Source organism: Sorangium sp. So ce362 (assembly GCF_051519845.1).
Lineage (GTDB): Bacteria > Myxococcota_A > Polyangia > Polyangiales > Polyangiaceae > Sorangium.
Window position 1 is genome coordinate 10,605,909 of record NZ_CP150332.1, and the last position, 17,723, is coordinate 10,623,631.

Genomic DNA, 17,723 nt, shown 5'->3' on the forward strand with positions numbered 1-17,723 from the left:
TACAGGATGGTATCTGCCGCGTGCGCGACGGCATCTCGACGAGAATGGCCTGACAAAACCTGCTTCCGGTGAGCGCCGTCGCGCGCCTGCGGTGCGCTCCAGCGCCGGCCGCAGGTGCCCAGGCCGCTGGGCGGAGCAGCGCAAGACGGCTCACCCGCGCGTGATGGCCCGCCGCTGCAGCAGGGACAGGCGGCCGCCCGCGAACGCCCACTCGATGTCCTGCGTGCCGCCGAACGCCGCCTCGCACGCCGCGGCCAGCGCCTCGAGCGCGGCGAGCCGCGGGTCGTCGAGGCACAGCGCCGCGGCACGGGCGGGCTCCACCGCGACCTCCCTCGTGCCGCCCTCCTCGGCCCACAGGATCGCGAGATCCTTCTCGCCCGCCCGCCGCTCGAGCACGCGCCCGCCGCGCGCCATCCGGTAGCTGTCCGGGGTCACGAGGCCCGCGACCACCGCCTCGCCGAGGCCCCAGGTCGCCTCGACGACGCGCTCGTCGGCGCCCGTCACCGGGTTCCGCGTGAACAGCACCCCCGCGCAATCGGCCTGCACGAGCCGCTGCACGACGATCGCCATGCGCGGCTCCGGCGGGAGCCCGAGCCGCCGCCGGTAGGCCAGCGCCGCCTCGGTGCGCGCCGAGCCGTGCACCTTGTGGACGGCCTGGAGCAGCCCCTCGCGGGTCCGCACGTTGAGCTCGGTCGCGTGCTGCCCCGCGAAGCTCGCCGAGACGCCGTCCTCGCCGATGCCGGACGACCGCACGGCCACGGGCCCGTCGAGCTCGCCGAACGCCTCGACGAGCCGGCCCACGGCCGCGGCCTCCCCGGCGACGACGCGCTCGACGAGCGCCGCCGACAGCGCCCATCCCGGCGGCACCGGCAGGCCGCCCCGGCGCGCCTGCCCGAGCTGCGCCGCCTTGCCCCCGAAGTCCTCCTCGCGCAGCTCCTCGTCGAGGCGCGCGATCAAGGCGACGCCTCCTGCGCGCGGCGCTCCGCCGGCCGCCCGAGGATCGTCACCTCGCCGGCCGCCCCGTCGACGCGCACGCGCGCCCCGTCCGGGATCGTCACCGTCGCCTCCCGCGTGCCGACGACGCCGGGGATGCCGTACTCGCGCGCGACGATCGCCGCGTGGCAGAGCTGCCCGCCCCGATCGGTCACGATCGCGCCGAGCAGCGGGAGCACGACGTTGAACGACGCCGACGTCGCGCGCGTCACGAGCACGTCCCCCTGCTGGATCCTCTCGAAGTCGTCCGGGCCGATCACGACGCGCGCCGTGCCCTCGTACACGCCCTCGTTGATGGAGAGGCCGCGGACGGCCGTGTCGGTGTTGCTGGCCTCGGCGTCCTTGAACACGCTCTGCGTGATCGCGTCGACGGCCCTCGCCGCGCGGCGCGCCGGGGCGGGGAAGACGTCGAGCGGCGGCGGCGGTGCGGGGGGCACGTTCAGCCACGGGGGAGCGTCGGCGAGGGTCGCCGTCTCGCGCCAGCGCGCGCGCGCGGCGATCTCCGCGGCGGACGGCGCCCGCCGGTCGCGCAGGAGGCCGATCATCTCCTCGAGCGCGAGATCGGCGGCGTGCTCGGGGTCGTCGACCTTGCCGGCGGCGGCGAGGCGGCGCCCCGCCTCGAGGACGGCCCGGCGCGCGAGCCCGGTGCCCCAGCTGTCCGAGTAGAGCGCCCGCTCGTCGCGGAGGCGGTTCGTGAGGCGCGCCTCGCCGAGCAGCTCGTCGAACTGCGCGCGGTGGGCCGCGGGCACGCGCTCCCGCAGCGCCTTCTCCTTGGCCTCGCGCGCGGCGCGCGACCCGGCCCCGCGGTCGCCCTCGACCGCCGCCCGGATCGCCCGTACGAGCACGTCGGGCAGCTCGCCGCCCGTCTTGTCGGACACGTCGTAGCCCACCGTGCGGAAGCGCACGAGGTCGAGGTAAGCGCGCGTCGCCGGCCCCACGTCGCCGTCCAGGGCCGCGAGCGCGTCGAGCGTCGCCTGCGGGTCGCCCTTCCTGGCGAGCGCCTCGCGGCCCGCCGCGCTCGCGCGCAGGGCCCTGGCGAGGGCCTCGAGCTCCTCGGTCGCCACGCCCTTCGCGAGCGGCGTGCTCCCCTGCAGCAGCGCGAGCGCCTCGCCGGGGCTCGCGCCGGTCCACGCGCCGACGTGCGCGAGGTAGTCGCCCGCCGGCAGGACGCCGGCGAAGTTGTAGCGGTGATGCAGGGCGATCATGTCCTCCATGTGCGCCTGGGCGCGACGCAGGTGCGCGATCAGCGCGTCCGTGTCGAGCTGGGCGGGATCGATCGCCTGGACGGCGAGGTTCTTGTCGGTGGCGCGCGGCCGGTCGACGCGGTCCCACCGGTCGAGGTCCTCGCGCCACAGCTTCCCCTCGAACGCCCGGCGGCTCTGCCGGATGCGCGCGCGCATGCGCGGGTGCAGGCGCAGGAGGAGCCACAGCGCGAGCTTCGGCGGCGGCCCGCTCGCCCCCTCGGACGCGCCGTGCATCACGGGCTGCGAGTACATGAAGCCGTTGACGACGGCTGGCTTGAAGTGGCTCAACAGGAGCCCGTAGCGCGCCGAGCCCTCGGCGAAGCCCCTCGGCATCCCGCGCGTGAACGGCTCGACCGCGAACCGGGTGACCGGCCGCAGGAAATGGGCCCGCTCGATCTCCCAGGGGCCCGGGCCCGGGGCCACGAACCTGACTCCGTTGACGCTCGGCTCTCTCTTCATCGCTGGACCACCTCGACCCCCGCGCTGCGCCCGTACGAGCCACCGTGTCGCCGTCGGGGACGACGGCGACGTCTCGGTGGCACATCGGTCACGACATCATGGCGGCCGAAGGTAGAGGTGGCTATCCCGTCGGTCCAGCCCCCGACGCACCGCGGAGCAGGCCGACCATCGGACGGTTTGTGCGTGCGAGCGTGTGCGATGACGGCTCCGATCGGCCCGAGGTGGGTCGAGGGGGTAGCGCGCGCCGGTCTGCTCGACCCGCTAGAGCGACTTCAGGTACTCCACGAGATCGCGCTTCTGCTGGGGAGTGAGCCCCAGAGCGAAGCGCTCGTCGTAGCTTTGCACGACGTCCAGCAGCGTCGCGAAGCGACCATCGTGGTAGAAGCGACCCTTGTTCTCCGGCCGCATGAACAGCCCTCGTTCCCGGATGAAGAGCCCGGCGAGGTTCATTGTCTTGTACGAGTTGCCGGGCGCGCGGTTCGCCTGGAAGGCGTCGATGCGCATCTCCTCGGGCGTGTGCAGGTTCCAGCCGGCATCGGTCCAGAGCGGCTCGTTGTGGCAGCGGGCGCAGTCGGCCTGGCCGGTGAACAGCGCGTGACCGCGCTCGGCGGCGCGCGGGTCGAAATCGATGCCCGGCGCCGGCTTCGGCGAGGGGAGGGCGAGCTGGTAGAAGTGGAGCGCCGGGAGCTTCGACGTGACGAGATCGTCCTCCGGATCGACGGTCACGTGCCCGAGCCCGAACTCCGCCGCGATCGGGTACTTGACCTCATCGTCGAGCCTTGGATCGAAGAAATTGCCTCGTCCATGCATCTCGTTCACGGCGACGAACGTGTTCCAGTAGGGCACCGACCCCCAGTTGCCCGTCCAGGTGTGCTCGTTGACTCCGGCCATGTCGTAGGCGTTGGGGAGCAGGGTCGCCGCGGACCTTCCGTCGGGCTGGAACGCCTTTCCGTCGAGGATCAGCTGGGCGTCGAACTTGCCCGGTCCCCAGCTGCGGAGGACTGTCCTCACGTCCTCGTCGTCGATGCTCGAGTCCACCACCTGGAGCAGGGTGACGAACGGCTGGAGGTTCGGGGCCGAGGCGATGATCCCGCCGACGTCCAGGTCGCGGTTGGCCCAGCCGTCGAGTCGTTCGCCGACGCCGCGAGCCACGGAGTCGTTGACCGTCGAGTGACAGAAGGCGCACTGGAGGCCTATCGAGATCAGATCGCCGCGGCGGTCGAAGAAGCCGGTCACCCCGACGATCGCGTCGAGCCGCAGGAGGCGCAGCGTGACAGCGGGATCGTCGAGGTTCACCCGGCCACGCGCGATCTGGTCCCGGAGCCGCGACGGCAGCGCGTCCGCGTCGACCTTCAGCCCGAGCTCGAGCGCCTGAGCCGGCGTCACGCCGGCGATCGTCTCGTGCAACCGGAGCTGGCCGCCCCAGAACTGCTCATCCCCGAACGTGTCGAACCGGAAGATCTCCCGGCCCCGCTCGAGCATCCTGCGCGCGTTTCGCTCCGTGATGGCGTCGAAGTCGCCGAACCGCGCGTGGCGCAGATCGTCCCCGGCGGGGGCGACGTGCTCTGTTCCCTCTTCCCGGTCGGCCGAGCTGCAAGCGAACGCGGCCAGGCCGAACGGAACTGTCGCTCCAGCAAGCACGAACAGCGTGGTGAGATACGTCTTCATGGCAAGACCTTTCGGTATCTTCGCGACATGTAGCGAATCCGAAAGTGACTTACGCTCACCGTACCGGGCAAGTACGAGATTCCATGATCATCCCATCAGGCGAGCAGATCGAATGTCGTGCCTCGATCAACGACAGGCGTCGAAAACATAAGTGTTCATCGCGGCAGTGAATTCGCTGGTTCGCGGACCGGCCGTCCATGTCAGACCCCCGGGGAGCCGGGCTGCCCGGCAACCCCTCCCGCGGGCGCTAATTCCCCGCGCTCTCTTCTTTCCGCGCCGGCGGCAGCCGCGGCAGCCCTGGAGGCGGCCGATACCCCGGCTTACGGTACGACATGATCGGGATCGCCTCGTTCTTGTACGCCGCGCTCTCCCCCGGCTTCGGGCACTGATCCCGCACCCAGTAGACATCGAACGCGACGATCTCGTCCTCCGGCCGGCCGGTGCGCTCGTGGTACCGTAGCAGGTAGTCCTGGAGCCCGGGCTTGCGGAACGCCTTGTTCCGATCGAGCCGGATCCGGTTGAAATAGTCCTGCTGGATCTGCCCGAGCCCGAGCCCCCGCGCGTCGGAGAGATCGAGATCGGGCGTGAGCCCCGTGAACGGATCCACGTGCCGGCCTTCGACGGTGATCGCGTCGACGCTGATCGACCCGTCCTCGGTGATCGGATTCGGAGCGAACATCCCCCACCCCTGGAGGAGGCGCGGATAGACGATCGTCGCCTGCACGATCTTCGGCTGGGGATGCTTGAGAAAGGCCGGCACGCTCTTGTTCTCGTTGATGGCCTGGCTCACGGCGCAGAGCCCGAGGTACGCGACCAGCGCCTCCCGCGCGATCACCCGGCCGCGCGCGAGCTTCTCCGAGAGCGGCGACGGGCCCTCCATCGCCGCCGCCCTCGCGCGCGGCGGCCGCGTCAGGCCGAAGAACCTCGCGATCGCGTCGCGCCGCCGCGATGCGACCGCGAGCAGCGCGCCGGGCGCGCCGAGGCAGAGCGCCCAGACCAGCGGGCGCGCAAAGCGGCCTCCGGGGAGCGCCTGCAGGATCTCGCGCAGCGCCGCGGCCCCCCGGAACACCCGGGCGTGCGCGACGTCGCCCGCCTCGCGCACCTCGAAGAGCTCCGGCCGGGGCTCTCCTCCCCCGGCCGCCTCCGCGTCCGCGGCGACCGCCGCGCGCGCCTCCTCGAACCGGAGCAGCTCGAGGCCGTCGAGCCGGACAAGGAGCCGCATGAACGCGAAGGCGAGCGGCGAGCTGCCGTCGTAGACGACGACCCTCTGCGCCGCGCGGCGGCGATACCACCGCTCGAGAGCGTCCCAGTGCTGCGACGTCGGCAAGAGGAACGACCAGCCGATCATGAACCACGAGAAGGGGCCGAGGCGCATCATCACCCCGAACGAGCCGTGCAGGCCCCACATCGCCAGCATCGCCAGCGCGCGCGTGAAGCGGCGGCCGTAGGGCGAGAGGATCCAGGCCACGAGCAGCGCCTCGACCACGAGGACTCCCCAGGTGAGCCCCCGCTTCCCCCAGAGAGGGATGTACTCCCGCGCGACGACCGCGAGCCCCGTCACCATGCGGTCGAGGTGCAGGACGTAATGCACCGTCTCGCCGCGACGCCAGATCTGGCCCGACTTGTTGACGACGTTGAAATAATAGATGGTCGCCAGGTTGAGGATCGCGAGGAGCACGATCCCCGAGACGTACGGGCGCTCGGCCCACGCGGGGCGGCTCCTGTCCGCGAGATCCGCGGCCGTTCGCTCCCGCCGCTCGCGGAAGGAGCGGATCAGCGCGTCGACCGAGAAGCGCCTGCCGGTCGGCATGAACATCGCCCAGCAGGTGATGAGGTTCACGACGACATAGCCGCCGTTCTCGATCATGACGATCCGGTTGTCCCTGCTCGTCACGAGGAGGAAGGACAGGATCGAGAACAGCCGCGTGTGCCAGCCGACGAAGAAGCAGAGGAAGCAGAAGAGCGAGAGCGCGAACGCGACGTGGACCTCTTCTATCGACGAGAACGCGTGATACAGGCTGAAGTTGAATCCGCTGCTCGGGTGGAAGAGGTGGTAGTGGTTGGTGAGCACCCCGTCGTTGCTGTAGATCCAGCTCGCCTCGGCCCAGTGGCGCACGCAGTCGCTCGCCAGGAGGAAGCCGAGCACCAGCCTGAACAGGCCGAGCGTGCGGACGTCGATTGTGCAGTAGTGCTCCTTGATCCAGCGCCCCACGCGCCGGAGGCGCCCCTCGGCCGTCGGCTTCGGGGCTCCGGCGGGCGGCCTGGGCGGCGCGCTCTCCTCCGGCGCGCCCTCGCCCGCCGGCGCGCTCTCCTCCGGCGCGCCCTCGCCCGCCGGCGCGCTCTCCTCGGCCGCGCCCTCGCCCGCCGGCGCGCTCTCCTCGGCCGCGCCGCGATCCGCGGCGCTCGGGTCCTCGTCAGGCCCACGCATGCGAGCGCCTCAGTTCGACTTGTTCGGTCGGATGAGGCCCGGCGCGAGGGGCGGCATGCGCTCGCCCAGCTTCCCCGTGCCTCCCCGCGAGTGCGAGAACAGCTTCTCCCGCTCGAAGGTGGCTGACGCGGGCGCGCCGGGCGCGGGGGTCAGCGCCGAGACCCAGTACGCATCGTAGCCCGACAGCGCCATCTCGCGCGCCCCGCCGGCCGCGAGGGGCCCGCCCTTCGCGAGGTAGTCGCGGAAGGCGCGCTGGAAATCGGAATACTCCGGCCGCCGGACGCGATCGAGGTAATCAGACCAGAGCTGGCCGAGCCGCGCCCCCGGGTGCCCGGCGGGCTGCAGCCGCGGCTCCTCCCCGGTCAGCGGATCGATCGGCTTGTGCGCGCGCGTCTGGCCGTCGATCACCAGCAGCGCGTTGCTCCGCGGCGGCTCGGGCGCCATCACGTCCCACCGCGCCATCATGCGCGGCCACGACGCCACGCCGGCGAGCACCCTCCCCTGCGGGACGGCGGCCGCGCCGGGCAACGGGTTCTCCTTCGCCGTCTGCGCCAGCATCGCGGCGAGCACCACGAGCACCGCCACCTCGCGCAGCGACCCCAGCACGAGGCGCGCCACCCGCACCGCCGGCGCAGGCCTGCCCGGAGCGGCGCCCTCATCGTCGCCGTCCGCGTGGCCCTCGTCGAACAGCGGCATCCCGCACGCCTGCTTGCCGAGGAGCACGCTGATCTGGTGCCTGCGCTTCGCGACCACCTCGTAGAGCACGTCCAGGAGGTGCGAGATGCCCGGCAGCTTGAGCGGCCAGGCGAGCCAGCCGAGCGGCAACGCCAGGAGCCCCTCGGTCACCGCCGCGCCCTTCGCGTACACGCGCCCGTTCCGGTCGACCGCGAGCACCGTCTGCTCGACGAGCTCCGCCGTGACCTCCTTCGGCATCGGCACGAGCTCCGTGGCGCCCGTCTGGTTGCGGACATAGAGCTCGTCGAGCGCGACGTTGCCCTGGAAGGCCACGTGCCCGCGCAGATCGAGCCGCTTGATCAGGCGGCACAGCATGAGGCAGAGGCCGCAGTCGGCATCGTACACCAGCGTGCGCGCCCGCCGCTCGTTCCACGAGCGCTCGTAGACGTCCCAGAGCTCGCCCGGCAGGACGAGCGGCGCAGCGGCGGCGAGCGCCCAGCCGAACATCCCGAGATCGAAGAAGATCCCGAGGATCAGCCCGTGCACCAGCATCAGCGCGGCGGCGACCCCGCGCGTCCAGCGGAAGAGCGCGGGGACGAAGAGGAGCGCCGGGATCGCGAGCTGCATGGCCCACGTGCCCAACGTGAGCCCGCGCAGCGTGCCGAGCGGCAGGGCGTCGCGGAGCCAGATGCCCGCGTCGCTCGCCAGGCGCTCGGCGTGGAGCGCATAGTAGAACGCCGTCCCGTCGCGCCACGCCTCGCCGCGCTGCTGGAGCGCCGTACAGAGGTAGATGAGCGCGAGCTGCAGCAGCACCGCCAGCGCGGCGAGCGACGTCGGCGACCATCCCGGCAGGCGTCCGGCCTCGATCTCGGCCTCCGAGGCCCTCGACCGGTCGTTCAGCTCCGTGTCGCGCTGCTCGTCCCGGAGCGCCAGCGAGGCGCGGAGGCTGTCGAGCGAGAGGCGGTTCCCGCAGGGCAGGAAGGCGGTGAACGCGAGGAGCGCGATCGCCGCGTAGTTGCCGGCGTTCTCGAGCAGGATGTTCCTCGACGTCAGGCTCGTGAGCGTGACGAGCGCGAGGACGTGGAAGACGCGCGTCCGGTAGCCGAGCAGGAACAGCGCGTAGACGACGAGCGCGAGCGCGAAGGCGAAGTGGGCCTCTCCCACCGTCGAGAAGGCGTGGAGCAGGCTGAAGACCTGCTCCTTTCCGCGGAGGTTGAAGAGGTGGTTGTGGTTCGGGAGGACGCCCTCGTTCGAGTAGAAGTCCCGCACCCACCGCCACCGCGCGAGGAGATCGGCGATGAGGACCAGCCCGAAGGTGATGCGAAACAGCCCGAGCGAACGGGCGTCGATGCGCAAGAAGTGATCGCGAAGTGATTTCACGGAGAGTCCTCGACCCGGAATCCGTAATCCGATGCATGCTCGAGCTCGGGGACGCTCGGCTGGCGAAGTAGCAAGGAGCGCACTGTCCAGAGATCGCCGAAGACGCGGTAGCGCAGCGCGGTCTGGTCGAGGTAGTCGACGCCCGCGGAGCCGCCCGTGCCGGTGCGCCGGCCGATCACCCGCTCGACCATCCGCGCGTGGCGCTGCCGCCAGATGAGCATGGCCTGCTCCATCTCCAGGACGCGGTCGAGCACCTCGCGCGGCCACGCGAGCCGGGGCAGCTCGCGGTAGCTCTCGATGAAGACGATCGCCGCGCGGACGGCCCGGCGCCTCTCGCAGGTGGCCGCGTCGGCGCCCGGGTCGTCCTCGGCGAGCAGGAACGCCTCGGCGTTCGCGTTCTCGGCCTCGTACCGCGCGCGGAGCCGCTCGACGTCCGCCGGGGTGAGCGCCTTGTCGATCGCGATCTGGACCCGGCGCTCGTTCTCCTCGCGCATCGAGCGCATGTAGCTGCGCAGGAAGCACACGACCCCACCCGGCTCGCTCGATCCGTCGATCGGCGTCCGCGACAGCCACTCGTACAGGTAGTGCTTGAGGCTCGGCCCGCTCGCGAGCCGCGCCTCCAGCCGGCGCGTCGCCGACGACGGCGAGCCGTCCGCGGTCTTGAGCGCCTCCTTGTAGCTCCCCTCCCGGCCGAGCGGGATCCGGACCTCGTCGTCGAGCCCCATCAAGACCTCGATCTCGCGCAGCTGCGCCGACTGGAAGCCGCTCGCGGGGATGAGGCGATCCCGGAAATCCAGGTAATCACGCGTGGTTAGCGTCTCCATCACCCGGAAGTGCTGGATCGCCTGCTCGAAGATGGTGACGACCCGCCTGAACGAGCGCGCCGCGGAGGCGAGCTTCTGATCGGGCACCGGGTTCTGGCGGAAGAGCTCACGCGCCGAGGTGAGCTCCCGGAGGATGAGCTTGAACCAGAGCTCGTAGATCTGGTGGACGACGATGAACAGGGCCTCGTCGTTGCCGACCTTCTGCTCGTCGTCGTCGAATCCACCCTGGAGGGCGAGCAGCTCCTCGACGTGGATATATTCCCAGTAGTTCATGTCGGTGGCGATCGCTGGACGTGCCGCCGGAGGAGCTCGCGCGGCGTGCCCGCGGCGCATCCTGCGCCGGCTCCACGAGCGGCGCCCGGAGTCTACTTCCCGCCCCCCCGGAAACGGAAGTGCGCCGGCGCCGCGCGCACGGAAAGCGCGCCCGGTCCGGAGGGCGGTTTCACGGGCACGGCGCGCCTTCCACCGGCGCGGTCCATGCCCGGCGCGCTCACGGCGCGCCCGCGGGGCCGGGCGGCGGCTCGGCGGGCGGCGGCTCGGCCGGCGGCTCGGCGGGCGGCGGCTCGGCCGGCGCGCGCCGCAGGCCGTCGGGGCCCATGTCGAAGGGCGGCGCATAGCTCGTGAGCTCGGCCCGCTCGTAGCTCGCGCCGCTCGCGGCCTCGATCGCCACCACGCCGACGTCCGGGCAGTACGTCGACACGAAGCGCGCCGGCCTGTCGCCGAGGCGCTCCTCGACGGTCTGCACGCACCCCGTGAACCGGCCCGCGGGCACCTCGATCGCCGCGTCGACCGCGGCGATCCGGGCGCGGCCGCCGTGCTCGCCGGTCCACGTCGTGCCGGGCGCGATCGGCTCCTTGAGCACGAAGACGCCCGTGTCGCTGCGGATCACGCCCTCGGGGGTGAACTCGAAGCGCTTCGCCCCCGAGGGGAACCGGAGCTCGCCGCGGCGCCCGTCCGCGCGGTGCACGCGCGCGACGAGGAGGCCCTGCTCCCCGCGCTCGCTCAGGGTCGCGTAGTGGTAGATATGCCCGTCGACGAGCGGGAAGTAGCGCTCGGCCGGCGTGCCCGACGTGGCGCCCTTCTGCCCGTCGGGCGCCGCGTTCCACGCCGCGGGCCGCGCCGGGCCGGCGGCGCCCCCGCAGCCGATCAGCGCGAGCGCGAGGGCGGCGAGCCGCCGCGGGCCGGGGCGGCCGGAGGGGCGATCGATCTCGGGGCTCACCGCGCTGCCTCCCCGGCCGTCACGGGCGGGGTCGTCACGGGGACACGTGGCTGTGGGACCAGTACCAGAGCGACAGGAACGCGAGCAGCGCGATGGCCGCGAGGAGCAGGGCGACGGCGAGCGGGTCGGGGTCGATCCGGCGCAGCAGCGCCCGCGCTGCGCGGCGGACGCGGACGCGCTCGCCCTCGGCGTCCTCGGCGTCGTCGCGCTGGGCCTGGCTCTCGCCGGGAGGCCGGGAAGAATGTCTCTTCGCCGAAGGCACGCCGCGGAGGTCGTCGGGCTCGGCCCCGCTCAGGAGCCGCTTCGCGCCGGCCCGGACGAGCGCGTAGTCGCCGCGCTCGAACGCCTGCTCGAGGCGCTCGAGCTCGGGATCGCGCGGGATCGCCGGCGCGGCGCTGCCCGGCGGCGACGCCGCCGCGCCGCGCTGCCTCGCGCGCTTCTTCGTCCGGCGCCGCGGCTCGGCGTCGGCGGACCCGCCCGGCGGGGAGCCCGGCTCCGGCTCGGCCGGCGCAGGCCGGTCGGCGGCGACCGGCTCGCGCCCGTCGGCATCCGCCGGCGCAGGCCGGTCGGCGTCGGCCGGCTCTGGACCGTCGGCGTCGGCCGGCGCCCTGTCCGTCACGTGCAGCTCTCGGTGGTGATGAAGGCCATGGCCGAACCCCTGGGCGGATTGTCGAGACGCGGCAGGCTACCGGAACCCGGGCCCGCGTGCCCCAAAAAAGCCCAGGAAAACACGGGATCGGCCGGCGCGGCGCGGCCTACCGCCGGTTCCGGTCCCGGTCGACCTCCATGGGCTCCGGGCGGTCTCTCCAGGGGACGGCCGCCTCGCCCTCGCCGCTCACCACGCAGCGGAGCGCCTCGCACGCGGCCCGGTAGTACGCCTTGCGGCCACAGCCGACGGCCTTGAACTGGCCGCCGATCTGCTCCTCGATGCGGACGTCCTTGTCGGCGCAGTCGAGGTCGGACGTGGCGCGCGCCCGGACCATCGGCATCGCGTTCGACGGCACGTTGGCCACGCTGCACGCTGGCGAGAGCGCGCCGGCGAGAAGGGCGGCGAAGGGGACGAGGGCGGCGACGGAAGAAGGGCGCACGGCCTGAGCGTAATCCACCGATCCGCCTGAAATCCCCAGAAATGAACCACGGATCAGAACTGGAAGTACACGAACGGCACGGCGGCCGCGCTCGCCGCCTCGTGGAGTCCGACCGCGACGAGGAACAGCAGCGCGCCCTGGAGCGGCGCCGGCGCCGCGACGAAGGCGCCGCGGGCGCGCTCGTAGAGGCGCTCCGGCACGTAGTGGGACAGGAGCGCGACCCCGAGGAGCGCGACGAGCGCGGGCGGCAGGTTCGGGTGGAAGGTCGTCAGCGTGCCGATCTGCCGCAGGATGAGCACGGCCTGCGAGAAGGTCGGCACGCGGAAGAAGATCCACGCGAAGCAGACGTAGTGGAACGTCAGCAGCACGCACAGCACGTGGACCGGGAACGAGCGCGCGCGCGACGCCGTCGACCCCTCGCGCGCGCCCTCGCCGCCCGGGCGGCGGCGGTCCACGGCGCGCTGGAAGGCGCGCGTCACGGCGAGGCCCAGGCCGTGGAGGAAGCCCCAGAAGACGAAGCTCCACGACGCCCCGTGCCAGAGGCCGCCGAGCAGCATCGTGATCATCAGGTTGCGGTACGTCGCGAGCTCCGAGCCGCGGTTGCCGCCGAGCGGGATGTACAGGTAGTCGCGGAGCCACGTGGAGAGCGAGATGTGCCAGCGGCGCCAGAAATCGGCGAGGTTCCGGGCCTTGTACGGCGCGTCGAAGTTCTTCGGGAACCGCACCCCGAGCAGCAGCGCCGAGCCGATCGCGATGTCGGTGTAGCCCGAGAAATCGCAGTAGATCTGCGCGGCGTAGCCGTAGACGCCCGCGAGGACCTCCAGGGCCGAGTAGTTCTCCGGGCGCTCGAAGACGCGGTCGACGAGGTTGAGCGCGAGCTGGTCCGAGAGGACGACCTTCTTCACGAGGCCGAGCGCGACGAGGAACAGCCCCTCGCCGCTCTCGTCGCGGGTGAGGCTCGGGGCGCGCTCGAACTGCGGGAGCAGGTCGCGCGGGCGCACGATGGGGCCGGCGACGAGGTGCGGGAAGAAGGCGACGAAGAGCAGGTAGCGGAGGTAGCTCTTGTGGGGCGGGAGCTCGCCCCGGTACACGTCGATGACGTAGCTCATCGACTCGAACGTGAAGAACGAGATGCCCACCGGCGGCAGGAGCACCCGGAACGCGTGACCGACGCTCGCCGGCTCGCCCGTGAGCAGGGCGCGCAGCGCCTCGACGTTCTCGATCGCGAAGTTCCAGTACTTGAAGAACCCCAGGAACCCGAGGTTCAGCGCCACGGTGGCGATGAGCATCGCGCGCCGCGCCCGGGGCCTCGGCTCGCGGGCGATCGCGCGGGCGAGCAGGAAATCGACGGTGGACGAGGCGAAGATGAGCGGCAGGTAGCGCCAGTCCCAGGCCGCGTAGAAGCCGTAGCTCACGAGGAGCAGGAACACGAGGCGCGCCCGGATGCCGGCGAACCGCACGAGCGCCCACGATCCAACGAAGACGGCGGCGAAGAACTCGGCGTAGCGGAGGGTATTGAAGAGCACGGCCGGTCGGATCCCGGGTCAGGCGGGGGCCAGGGGGCGCGGCGCGCGGCAGGGCCGAGCGCGTTGTCGCAGGGCGGGCTACCCGGGCGCCCGGGCGGCGGAGCGCCGTCTACCACGGGGCGCGCCGCGCGGTTGAGCTTGCGGCGCGACGCGATGTTGAACGGGGCCCCGCGTCGTGCCAAGGATGGAGCCGATGCTGGGTCGCCTGATCCTCGGGGTTGTGAAGGGGCTCATCGTGGGGGGCTTGCTGGGGTTCGGGCTGGCCAAGCTCGGCTTCGCGGCGCCCATCGCGATCGTCGCCTACGTGGCCGCGGCGCTTGCCGGGGTCCTGGTGGGGCTCGTCGCGGGCAAGCCCATCTGGGCCAAGGACGCGAAGATCGAGGCGGGGATGAAGGCCTTCGTCGGGGCGCTGCTCGGCGTCGGCCTGATGTACGCCGCGCGCCGGTGGCTGACCTTCCCGGTGCCGGTGCCGCTCGGCGAGCTCGGGGGCGCGAACCTGTCGCTCGGCGAGGCCGCGGGGAGCGCCGGCACGTTCGGCGGCCTCGCGATCACGTCGCTCGCCGCGATCGCCGCGCTGCTCGGCGGCTTCTACGAGGCCGACAACGGCCCGTCGGACGAGGAGAAGCCGGGCGCGACGCCGGAGGTGAAGGCGGCGGGCAACAACAAGCGCATCGCGGCGTCCGCCGCGGCCGTCGACGTCGACGACGACGTCGACGTCGAGCCCGAGAAGAAGCGCTCGAAGAAGTAGCCTGTGCCTGTCGCGCGGGCGCTCCTCTATGCGGCCTCGCTCGGCGCGCTCGCGCTTGTCGCGCGGTCGCTGCTCGTCGCGCCGGTGTCCATCGCGGTCGCCTGCGCGGCGGCCGTCGGGTACCTGGCGCTCGTCCTGTGCGGGGTCTTCTTCCTCGGGCTCGGCATGTTCGTCGACGTGGTGAAGCGCGGCCCGCCCGGCGCGCGGGGCGTCGCGCTGACGTTCGACGACGGGCCGAGCCCGGAGCACACGCCGCGGGTCCTCGCGCTGCTGGACGAGGCGGGCGTGAAGGCGACGTTCTTCGTCATCGGCCGCAAGGCCGAGGCCCACCCGGAGCTCGTCCGCGAGATCGCGGCGCGGGGCCACGCCGTCGCGCTGCACAGCCACGCGCACGACCGGCTCTTCTCGCTGCGCTCGGCCCGCTACGTCGAGCGCGACCTCCGGCGGGGCCTCGACGTCATCGAGCGGATCACCGGCGCCCGCCCCGCGCTGTTCAGGCCGCCTGTCGGCCACACGAGCCCGCGCATGGCCCGCGTGGTCGACGCGCTCGACCTCGACGTAATCGGCTGGTCGGCGCGGGGGTTCGACGGGCTCGCCGGGGCGACCCCCGAGGCGGTGGCGGCCCGGGTCATCCCGGGGCTCCGCGACGGGGCCATCGTGCTGCTCCACGATGCGGCCGAGCGCGACGACCACGCGCCCGCGGGGGTCGCGGCGCTCCCGCGCATCCTCGCGGCGATGAGCCAGCGCAACCTGGTCGGGGTCCGCGTCGACGCCTGGCTCGACGAAGGCGCCGGGGACGACGCGCCGCCCTAGACCATTTCGCTCAGGTGGCGCTACGCTCCGTCCGATGGCTGCGCCGGTGAGTCTGACGCTTTTTGCGCATATCGTCGCCAGACCGGAGGACGAGCTCGACCTCGCCGAGGCGGCGCTCCTCATCGACGACGCCGCGTACCCGGGGCTCGACATCCCCCGCTACCTCGGCGTGCTCGACCAGCTCGGCGGCGAGGCGCGCCGCGCGCTCGAGCGCCCCCTGCGCGCCGCCGAGGCGACGCCTGGCAGCGGCCCGAGCGAGCAGCTGCTCCGCTGGTTCTACGGCGAGCTCGGGTTCCACGGGAACGCGGGGGACTACTACGACCCGAAGAACAGCTACCTGCACGAGGTCCTGGATCGCCGGACGGGCATCCCCATCACGCTGGCCGTCGTGCTCCTCGAGGTGTGCTGGCGGGCGGGCCTGGATGCGCAGGGCGTCTCGTTCCCGGGTCACTTCCTGGTGAGGACGCCGGTCCGCGGCGGCATGCTGCTCATCGATCCGTTCGAGGGCCGCCTGCTCGGCCGGGACGACCTGCGCGCGCTGCACACCCGCACCACCGGCGCCAAGAGCGAACCGGACCCGCGGCTGCTGGTGCCGGCGCAGAAGCGGCAGATCCTCGTGCGCATGCTGAACAACCTGCGCTCGATCTACTCGAGCCGCTCGGACGCGGCGCGGCTGCGCGGCGTGCTCGAGCGGATCCAGGTGCTCGCGCCGACCGAGGAGCTGCGCAAGGAGCTCGATCAGCTCGGCGGCGAGCGGCCGTGGCCGACGCTGGGGCGCGGGGTGAACTGACGGGGCGACGGGGCGGGAGGACGGGGAGCCGCAGGCGCTCATGGGCGCGTGGCGCCCCGTGCGCAGGGGCATGACAGACCCGACCCCGCAGCCGGTCAGAGCTGCTCGGCGTGCTCGGAGAGATAGGCGGCCACACCCGCGGTCGAGGCCGTCATGCCACGCTCGCCTCTCCGCCATCCGGCCGGGCAGACCTCGCCGTGCTGCTCGTGAAACTGGAGCGCATCGACCAGCCGGATCAGCTCGTCCATGTCGCGCCCGAGCGGCAGGTCATTGACGATCGCGGAGCGCACGACGCCGTCCCGGTCGACGAGGAACGCCGCGCGAAGGGCCACGCCGTCGTCGTTCTCGACGCCGTAGGCGCGGCAGATCTCGTGCTTCACGTCGGCCGCCAGGGTGAAGCGGACCGGCCCGATGCCGCCGCGCTCCACGGGGGTCTCGCGCCAGGCGTGGTGCGTGTATTCAGAGTCGATCGAGACCCCGATGACCTCGACGTTGCGCTCGCGGAACGCCTCGACCCGGTGGTCGAGCGCGATCAGCTCCGAGGGGCAGACGAAGGTGAAGTCGAGGGGATAGAATACGAGGAGACCATATCTCGACTCGATGGCCTTCGAGAAGCGGAACGCGGCGGTGATCGAGCCGTCCGGCAGGACAGCGGCGCAGGAGAAATCAGGGGCTTTTTTCCCCACCAGCACGGTCATATCCATTCCTTTCATCGAAGATCGGCGACAGACGACAGCATCGGAGCGCGGGCGGCCGGCGCGCTGTCCGCGCCGAGGCCCAGGGCAAGCTCGTCCACCGTCTCGCGCGGGAGCGCGACGGTCTCGATCTCGCCCGCGTAGTGGACGCCCAGGTGGACATCCACGCTCCGCTCGAGCAGCGCGCGGGCGGCGTCGCGGTCGAGCGGGAACCGCAGGTATTGCACGGGGCAAGAGGGGTCGTGCACGGGGGAGAGCAGCTCGGCGGCGACCCTTCGCTCGCCGAGCATCAGCAGCACCACGGCTTGCCCCGCGACGAGCCCCTCGATCAGGGCCTGACCCGCGACCCAGGGGCCGCCCTGGATCATGAGCGTGGCGGTGATCTCACCGGCCCTCGGGATGAGGCGGTCGTACTCCGCGACCTCCTCCTCGACGCGCTCGGGCCTCACGGGGCGCTCGAGCCAGAGCATCTCCTGGATGTGGTAGAGGACCGTCTCGCGCGACTCGAACAGGACCGAGACGTGGAGCCCGACGGCCACGCGGCGCCGGCGCTTCAGCTCGATGATGCGGCCACGGTACCTGGCGCGCACGATGCCGTAGGCGTCGGTGGAGAGGAGATCTGCGGCGGCGAAGACAGGGGTCATCGAATCACCTCATCCCGGCTCAGAGCGAGCTCACGAAAACGAGCACGGAGGCGCGATCGGCGGCAGGGAGCGCGCGGAACGCCTCGCGCGAGGGTTCGGCCTCGCCGCCATGGCCGTGCCAGAGGACGGCCTCAGCGGCTCTCCGGGCGCGGTGCGCTCCCAGCGAGCACCAGAGTCGGCACCAGCGCACACGCCAAGAAGCTCCTGGTCATCCTGCCTCAATCCCCGGATGTCCCGGCGAGCGAGGCTCGACGGGACATCCGGAGTAGCACTGGCCCCTTCAGGATGTAAATGAAATTCACTTTCATTTTCAAAAAAAGGCCGACCGGGCCGACCTGCCGGCCGCGCGGAGGTGGGTCGTGAAGGCCCTGACGTCTCCGAGACGTCTGGAGGAGCTGCGGAAGGAGCTGGACCAGAAGCGCCACCGCCGCGCGGTCAGGCTCTGCCTGCACGGCCTCGTGCTGCCGCCCTTCCACGGAGAGCTCGCGGTCGCCTCGTGGTGGATCCCTGGCGCCGTCGAGGCGTAGCG

Annotated in this window: 17 protein-coding genes; 4 read left to right on the plus strand and 13 right to left on the minus strand. The window is 72.3% G+C overall.

Translation table 11 applies throughout. From position 1 onward, the window contains the following. Positions 1–150: 150 nt before the first annotated feature. From WMF17_RS40855 to WMF17_RS40900, 10 genes are all read right to left on the minus strand, one after another. Positions 151–957 carry a PEP/pyruvate-binding domain-containing protein gene (locus WMF17_RS40855; protein WP_437646430.1) on the minus strand — a complete coding sequence of 269 codons (807 nt, stop codon included), beginning with the start codon at positions 955–957 and terminating at the stop codon, positions 151–153. Then, entirely contained in the window at positions 954–2,696 is a 1,743-nt protein-coding gene (locus tag WMF17_RS40860; protein WP_437646431.1) for a PEP-utilizing enzyme, read from the minus strand. The genes WMF17_RS40855 and WMF17_RS40860 overlap by 4 nt, the downstream gene beginning before the upstream one ends. 261 nt (positions 2,697–2,957) lie before the next feature. After that, positions 2,958–4,364: a hypothetical protein gene (locus WMF17_RS40865; RefSeq protein WP_437598911.1), complete on the minus strand. Its 1,407-nt coding sequence runs from the start codon at positions 4,362–4,364 to the stop codon at positions 2,958–2,960. A 247-nt stretch (positions 4,365–4,611) separates the two neighbouring features. Continuing rightward, entirely contained in the window at positions 4,612–6,792 is a 2,181-nt protein-coding gene (locus WMF17_RS40870; RefSeq protein ID WP_437598913.1) for a hypothetical protein, read from the minus strand. Between the two features lie 9 nt (positions 6,793–6,801). Further along, positions 6,802–8,847, minus strand: a complete 2,046-nt coding sequence (locus WMF17_RS40875) for a DCC1-like thiol-disulfide oxidoreductase family protein (protein WP_437646432.1) — start codon at positions 8,845–8,847, stop codon at positions 6,802–6,804. After that, positions 8,844–9,944 (minus strand): tryptophan 2,3-dioxygenase family protein, encoded by a 1,101-nt coding sequence (locus WMF17_RS40880; protein ID WP_437598917.1) that lies wholly within the window; start codon positions 9,942–9,944, stop codon positions 8,844–8,846. The genes WMF17_RS40875 and WMF17_RS40880 overlap by 4 nt, the downstream gene beginning before the upstream one ends. A 217-nt stretch (positions 9,945–10,161) precedes the next feature. Next, complete coding sequence (locus tag WMF17_RS40885) at positions 10,162–10,890, minus strand: hypothetical protein (RefSeq protein WP_437646433.1); 729 nt, start codon at positions 10,888–10,890, stop codon at positions 10,162–10,164. A 34-nt stretch (positions 10,891–10,924) separates the two neighbouring features. After that, positions 10,925–11,509 carry a hypothetical protein gene (locus WMF17_RS40890; RefSeq protein ID WP_437598919.1) on the minus strand — a complete coding sequence of 195 codons (585 nt, stop codon included), beginning with the start codon at positions 11,507–11,509 and terminating at the stop codon, positions 10,925–10,927. Between the two features lie 136 nt (positions 11,510–11,645). Then, positions 11,646–11,978, minus strand: a complete 333-nt coding sequence (locus tag WMF17_RS40895) for a hypothetical protein (protein ID WP_437646434.1) — start codon at positions 11,976–11,978, stop codon at positions 11,646–11,648. A gap of 53 nt (positions 11,979–12,031) precedes the next feature. After that, positions 12,032–13,504: an MBOAT family O-acyltransferase gene (locus WMF17_RS40900; protein ID WP_437598921.1), complete on the minus strand. Its 1,473-nt coding sequence runs from the start codon at positions 13,502–13,504 to the stop codon at positions 12,032–12,034. Positions 13,505–13,697: 193 nt separating this feature from the next. Here WMF17_RS40900 and WMF17_RS40905 point away from each other — a divergent pair, with 193 nt between their 5' ends. Genes WMF17_RS40905 through WMF17_RS40915 form a run of 3 tightly spaced genes read left to right on the plus strand, consistent with a single transcriptional unit; the run spans position 13,698 to position 15,855 of the window. Further along, positions 13,698–14,252 (plus strand): hypothetical protein, encoded by a 555-nt coding sequence (locus WMF17_RS40905; protein WP_437598922.1) that lies wholly within the window; start codon positions 13,698–13,700, stop codon positions 14,250–14,252. A 3-nt stretch (positions 14,253–14,255) separates the two neighbouring features. Continuing rightward, on the plus strand, positions 14,256–15,065 hold the full coding sequence (locus tag WMF17_RS40910) for a polysaccharide deacetylase family protein (protein ID WP_437598923.1): 810 nt from the start codon (positions 14,256–14,258) through the stop codon (positions 15,063–15,065). Positions 15,066–15,111: 46 nt separating this feature from the next. Further along, positions 15,112–15,855, plus strand: a complete 744-nt coding sequence (locus tag WMF17_RS40915) for a SirB1 family protein (RefSeq protein ID WP_437598924.1) — start codon at positions 15,112–15,114, stop codon at positions 15,853–15,855. A gap of 95 nt (positions 15,856–15,950) precedes the next feature. On the opposite strand, the gene WMF17_RS40920 is transcribed toward WMF17_RS40915, so the two are convergent. The 3 genes from WMF17_RS40920 to WMF17_RS40930 are packed head-to-tail and all read right to left on the minus strand — an operon-like array spanning position 15,951 to position 17,384. Further along, the gene (locus WMF17_RS40920) at positions 15,951–16,553 is read right to left on the minus strand and encodes a peroxiredoxin (protein ID WP_437646435.1); all 603 of its coding nucleotides are present in this window, start codon (positions 16,551–16,553) and stop codon (positions 15,951–15,953) included. A gap of 11 nt (positions 16,554–16,564) precedes the next feature. Next, complete coding sequence (locus WMF17_RS40925) at positions 16,565–17,194, minus strand: DUF3501 family protein (RefSeq protein ID WP_437646436.1); 630 nt, start codon at positions 17,192–17,194, stop codon at positions 16,565–16,567. Between the two features lie 19 nt (positions 17,195–17,213). Beyond that, positions 17,214–17,384 carry a di-heme oxidoredictase family protein gene (locus tag WMF17_RS40930; RefSeq protein WP_437598928.1) on the minus strand — a complete coding sequence of 57 codons (171 nt, stop codon included), beginning with the start codon at positions 17,382–17,384 and terminating at the stop codon, positions 17,214–17,216. A 169-nt stretch (positions 17,385–17,553) separates the two neighbouring features. Here WMF17_RS40930 and WMF17_RS40935 point away from each other — a divergent pair, with 169 nt between their 5' ends. Beyond that, positions 17,554–17,721, plus strand: a complete 168-nt coding sequence (locus WMF17_RS40935; protein WP_437598929.1) for a hypothetical protein — start codon at positions 17,554–17,556, stop codon at positions 17,719–17,721. The last annotated feature ends 2 nt before the right edge of the window (positions 17,722–17,723 follow it).

Excerpts from the sequence above, each read along its gene's own strand:
- WMF17_RS40860 (WP_437646431.1), bottom strand. The coding sequence starts at position 2,696 with ATGAAGAGAGAGCCGAGCGTCAACGGAGTCAGGTTCGTGGCCCCGGGC.
- WMF17_RS40865 (WP_437598911.1), bottom strand. The coding sequence starts at position 4,364 with ATGAAGACGTATCTCACCACGCTGTTCGTGCTTGCTGGAGCGACAGTT.
- WMF17_RS40870 (WP_437598913.1), bottom strand. The coding sequence starts at position 6,792 with ATGCGTGGGCCTGACGAGGACCCGAGCGCCGCGGATCGCGGCGCGGCC.
- WMF17_RS40880 (WP_437598917.1), bottom strand. The coding sequence starts at position 9,944 with ATGAACTACTGGGAATATATCCACGTCGAGGAGCTGCTCGCCCTCCAG.
- WMF17_RS40905 (WP_437598922.1), top strand. The coding sequence starts at position 13,698 with ATGCTGGGTCGCCTGATCCTCGGGGTTGTGAAGGGGCTCATCGTGGGG.
- WMF17_RS40920 (WP_437646435.1), bottom strand. The coding sequence starts at position 16,553 with ATGACCGTGCTGGTGGGGAAAAAAGCCCCTGATTTCTCCTGCGCCGCT.
- WMF17_RS40925 (WP_437646436.1), bottom strand. The coding sequence starts at position 17,194 with ATGACCCCTGTCTTCGCCGCCGCAGATCTCCTCTCCACCGACGCCTAC.